Origin of the sequence: Acinetobacter halotolerans, from assembly GCF_004208515.1 — a bacterium.
Lineage (GTDB): Bacteria > Pseudomonadota > Gammaproteobacteria > Pseudomonadales > Moraxellaceae > Acinetobacter > Acinetobacter halotolerans.
In genome coordinates, this window is the sequence record NZ_SGIM01000022.1 from 1 (window position 1) to 5,553 (window position 5,553).

2 tRNA genes and 3 rRNA genes are annotated in these 5,553 nt (G+C 48.5%); all 5 read right to left on the reverse strand.

The window, feature by feature from the left end:
• Positions 1-109: ribosomal RNA gene (rrf, locus tag EXE30_RS15610) — 5S ribosomal RNA — on the reverse strand; the annotation flags it as partial.
• Positions 110-306: 197 nt separating this feature from the next.
• A 23S ribosomal RNA gene (locus EXE30_RS15615) occupies positions 307-3,200 on the reverse strand.
• A 378-nt stretch (positions 3,201-3,578) separates the two neighbouring features.
• Positions 3,579-3,654 (reverse strand) — tRNA-Ala (locus EXE30_RS15620).
• Positions 3,655-3,709: 55 nt separating this feature from the next.
• Positions 3,710-3,786 (reverse strand) — tRNA-Ile (locus EXE30_RS15625).
• Positions 3,787-3,847: 61 nt separating this feature from the next.
• Positions 3,848-5,387, reverse strand: a 16S ribosomal RNA gene (locus tag EXE30_RS15630).
• Positions 5,388-5,553 lie beyond the last annotated feature (166 nt).

Here is a 5,553-nt window from a genome sequence, read left to right on the forward strand (position 1 = left end):
CGATGACTTACTCTCACATGGCAAGTGCCACACTACCATCAGCGCGAAGAGGTTTCACTTCTGAGTTCGGGAAGGGATCAGGTGGTTCACTCTTGCTATTGTCGCCAGCAAACTGTTGTGGTGCTTTGGGGTCTTAATCACGGTGTATTCACCGAGTGCCTTACTTACGAACCAAAGAGTTATTAACGGATTAGTATATTAAGTCTGTTTTTACGGTGTTCATTATATCTAGCTATTTCACTAAATCAAGATGAAATGATATTTTATGAATCGATTAAGCTATATATACAACTGCTTGGGTGTTGTATAGTCAAGCCTCACGAGCAATTAGTATTGGTCAGCTTCATACGTCACCGTACTTCCACATCCAACCTATCAACGTCCTAGTCTCGAACGGCTCTTTAGAGGACATAAAGTCCTAGGGAAATCTTATCTTGAGGTAGGCTTCCCGCTTAGATGCTTTCAGCGGTTATCCCTTCCGAACATAGCTACCCGGCGATGCCACTGGCGTGACAACCGGTACACCAGAGGTTCGTCCACTCTGGTCCTCTCGTACTAGGAGCAGATCCTCTCAAATTTCCAGCGCCCACGGTAGATAGGGACCGAACTGTCTCACGACGTTCTAAACCCAGCTCGCGTACCTCTTTAAATGGCGAACAGCCATACCCTTGGGACCTGCTTCAGCCCCAGGATGAGATGAGCCGACATCGAGGTGCCAAACACCGCCGTCGATATGAACTCTTGGGCGGTATCAGCCTGTTATCCCCAGAGTACCTTTTATCCGTTGAGCGATGGCCCTTCCATACAGAACCACCGGATCACTAAGACCTACTTTCGTACCTGCTCGACTTGTGGGTCTCGCAGTTAAGCGCGCTTTTGCCTTTATACTCTACGCGTGATTTCCGACCACGCTGAGCGCACCTTCGTACTCCTCCGTTACTCTTTAGGAGGAGACCGCCCCAGTCAAACTACCCACCAGACATGGTCCTCGCCCCGGATTACGGGGCAGAGTTAGAACCTCAACATTACCAGGGTGGTATTTCAAGGATGGCTCCATTAGAACTAGCGTTCTAACTTCAAAGCCTCCCACCTATCCTACACAAGTAAGGTCAAAGTTCAATGTCAAGCTGCAGTAAAGGTTCACGGGGTCTTTCCGTCTAGCCGCGGGTACACCGCATCTTCACGGCGAATTCGATTTCACTGAGCCTCTGCTGGAGACAGCGCCGCCATCATTATGCCATTCGTGCAGGTCGGAACTTACCCGACAAGGAATTTCGCTACCTTAGGACCGTTATAGTTACGGCCGCCGTTTACTGGGGCTTCGATCAAGAGCTTCGCTTACGCTAACCCCATCAATTAACCTTCCAGCACCGGGCAGGCATCACACCCTATACGTCCACTTTCGTGTTTGCAGAGTGCTATGTTTTTAATAAACAGTTGCAGCGGCCTGGTTTCTGTGGCTGCCAATAGCTCAGGGAGCAAGTCCCATCACCGTCAGCAGCGTACCTTCTCCCGAAGTTACGGTACCATTTTGCCTAGTTCCTTCAGCAGAGTTCTCTCAAGCGCTTTGGTCTACTCGACCTGACCACCTGTGTCGGTTTCGGGTACGATTCCTGTGTAACTGAAGCTTAGAGACTTTTCCTGGAAGCATGGTATCAGCCACTTCACTGTACAAGTACAGCTTGCTATCGACTCTCAGCATAGAGCACCCCGGATTTGCCTAAGATGCATGCCTACTGTCTTCCACCTGGACAACCAACGCCAGGCTGACTTAACCTTCTCCGTCCTCTCATCGCATTACACAGAAGTATTGGAATATTAACCAATTTCCCATCGACTACGCCTCTCGGCCTCGCCTTAGGGGTCGACTCACCCAGCCCCGATTAACGTTGGACTGGAACCCTTGGTCTTTCAGCGAACGGGTTTTTCACCCGTTTTGTCGTTACTCACGTCAGCATTCGCACTTCTGATACCTCCAGCATACTTCTCAATACACCTTCATCGGCTTACAGAACGCTCCCCTACCACGTAACTTAAAAGTTACATCCGCAGCTTCGGCACATAGTTTTAGCCCCGTTACATCTTCCGCGCAGGCCGACTCGACTAGTGAGCTATTACGCTTTCTTTAAAGGGTGGCTGCTTCTAAGCCAACCTCCTAGCTGTCTATGCCTTCCCACATCGTTTCCCACTTAACTATGATTTTGGGGCCTTAGCTGGCGGTCTGGATTGTTTTCCTCTTGACTACGGACGTTAGCACCCGCAGTCTGTCTCCCGGATAGTACTCATTGGTATTCGGAGTTTGCATCGGTTTGGTAAGTCGGGATGACCCCCTAGCCGAAACAGTGCTCTACCCCCAATGGTATTCGTCCGAGGCGCTACCTAAATAGCTTTCGGGGAGAACCAGCTATCACCAGGCTTGATTAGCCTTTCACCCCTATCCACAAGTCATCCCCTGGCTTTTCAACGACAGTGGGTTCGGTCCTCCAGTTAGTGTTACCCAACCTTCAACCTGCTCATGGATAGATCGCCTGGTTTCGGGTCTACACCCAGCAACTAAACGCCCTATTAAGACTCGATTTCTCTACGGCTCCCCTATTCGGTTAACCTTGCTACTGAATGTAAGTCGCTGACCCATTATACAAAAGGTACGCAGTCACCGAACTAGTCGGCTCCCACTGCTTGTATGCATGCGGTTTCAGGATCTATTTCACTCCCCTCACAGGGGTTCTTTTCGCCTTTCCCTCACGGTACTGGTTCACTATCGGTCAGTCAGGAGTATTTAGCCTTGGAGGATGGTCCCCCCATATTCAGACAAGGTTTCACGTGCCTCGCCCTACTCGTCATCATTATGTGTGCCCTTTCGTGTACGGGAATATCACCCTCTACGTTCGCACTTCCCAGAGCGTTCCACTAGAACACACATAACTTAATGGGCTGATCCCCGTTCGCTCGCCGCTACTAAGGGAATCTCAATTGATTTCTTTTCCTAAGGGTACTGAGATGTTTCACTTCCCCTCGTTCGCCTTGCATACCTATGTATTCAGTATGCAATACCTACCTTATGGTAAGTGGGTTCCCCCATTCAGAAATCTCCGGATCAAAGGATATTTGCCGCCTCCCCGGAGCTTATCGCAGGCTATTACGTCTTTCATCGCCTCTGACTGCCAAGGCATCCACCACATGCACTTAATTACTTGACTATACAACCCCAAACAGTCGTTAACACATACAAGTGAGTGTTATCGTTGCAAACTTAATTGCTACCATCTGTTGTCTGTGAACTTAATCACTGTACAGCTTCAATCTAATTCATATACCAAAACGCTTGATTCAGTTAATCGCTAGTTCTCGTATTAATCTTTCATCTAACTGCAACACTTACGTATTACCGTTAAAATCATATTAATCGAGTTTTGAACAATTTATTTCAGACTCAATTCTACTAATCTGTTAATGAATTAATGCAACCTCGTCAGCTACATTAAACTGTGATAAATCACAGAACTTAATAAGTTTATATCTCAACTCACTAAATTCTGTAATCTTTAGCTCAGGCTACGTATTTAATATTAAATACGTGGTGGAGACTAGGAGAGTCGAACTCCTGACCTCCTGCGTGCAAAGCAGGCGCTCTACCAACTAAGCTAAGTCCCCAGCTTATCATTGTGAATTCTATATCTTTAAATCTTTCAGCTTTAGCGATCAGATTTGGTGGGTCTGACAAGACTTGAACTTGTGACCCCACGCTTATCAAGCGTGTGCTCTAACCAACTGAGCTACAGACCCTCAGATATATCTTCAAGAAGAACAACTTGTTGTGGATTCTTACCGGCCATCAATCTTTCGTTAAGGAGGTGATCCAGCCGCAGGTTCCCCTACGGCTACCTTGTTACGACTTCACCCCAGTCATCGGCCACACCGTGGTAACCGCCCTCTTTGCAGTTAGGCTAGCTACTTCTGGTGCAACAAACTCCCATGGTGTGACGGGCGGTGTGTACAAGGCCCGGGAACGTATTCACCGCGGCATTCTGATCCGCGATTACTAGCGATTCCGACTTCATGGAGTCGAGTTGCAGACTCCAATCCGGACTACGATCGGCTTTTTGAGATTAGCATCCTATCGCTAGGTAGCAACCCTTTGTACCGACCATTGTAGCACGTGTGTAGCCCTGGCCGTAAGGGCCATGATGACTTGACGTCGTCCCCGCCTTCCTCCAGTTTGTCACTGGCAGTATCCTTAAAGTTCCCGACATTACTCGCTGGCAAATAAGGAAAAGGGTTGCGCTCGTTGCGGGACTTAACCCAACATCTCACGACACGAGCTGACGACAGCCATGCAGCACCTGTATGTAGATTCCCGAAGGCACCAATCCATCTCTGGAAAGTTTCTACTATGTCAAGGCCAGGTAAGGTTCTTCGCGTTGCATCGAATTAAACCACATGCTCCACCGCTTGTGCGGGCCCCCGTCAATTCATTTGAGTTTTAGTCTTGCGACCGTACTCCCCAGGCGGTCTACTTATCGCGTTAGCTGCGCCACTAAAGTCTCAAAGACCCCAACGGCTAGTAGACATCGTTTACGGCATGGACTACCAGGGTATCTAATCCTGTTTGCTCCCCATGCTTTCGTACCTCAGTGTCAGTATTAGGCCAGATGGCTGCCTTCGCCATCGGTATTCCTCCAGATCTCTACGCATTTCACCGCTACACCTGGAATTCTACCATCCTCTCCCATACTCTAGCTAACCAGTATCGAATGCAATTCCCAAGTTAAGCTCGGGGATTTCACATTTGACTTAATTAGCCACCTACGCACGCTTTACGCCCAGTAAATCCGATTAACGCTCGCACCCTCTGTATTACCGCGGCTGCTGGCACAGAGTTAGCCGGTGCTTATTCTGCGAGTAACGTCCACTATCTCTGGGTATTAACCAAAGTAGCCTCCTCCTCGCTTAAAGTGCTTTACAACCATAAGGCCTTCTTCACACACGCGGCATGGCTGGATCAGGGTTCCCCCCATTGTCCAATATTCCCCACTGCTGCCTCCCGTAGGAGTCTGGGCCGTGTCTCAGTCCCAGTGTGGCGGATCATCCTCTCAGACCCGCTACAGATCGTCGCCTTGGTAGGCCTTTACCCCACCAACTAGCTAATCCGACTTAGGCTCATCTATTAGCGCAAGGTCACAAGTGATCCCCTGCTTTCTCCCGTAGGACGTATGCGGTATTAGCATCCCTTTCGGAATGTTGTCCCCCACTAATAGGCAGATTCCTAAGCATTACTCACCCGTCCGCCGCTAGGTCCAGTAGCAAGCTACTTTCCCCCGCTCGACTTGCATGTGTTAAGCCTGCCGCCAGCGTTCAATCTGAGCCATGATCAAACTCTTCAGTTTAAAATCAGTAGTACCTTTAAAGGGTACCAATCTTGGCTCATCAATTTTCTGACAAATATTTCTCAAATAAACTTCGAGTAATTTCTACCATCTAATCAATGAAAATAATTTCGATCGATTAACCAGTAAAAATCCACACAAGTTGTTCTTCTTCAATTCTTAATGA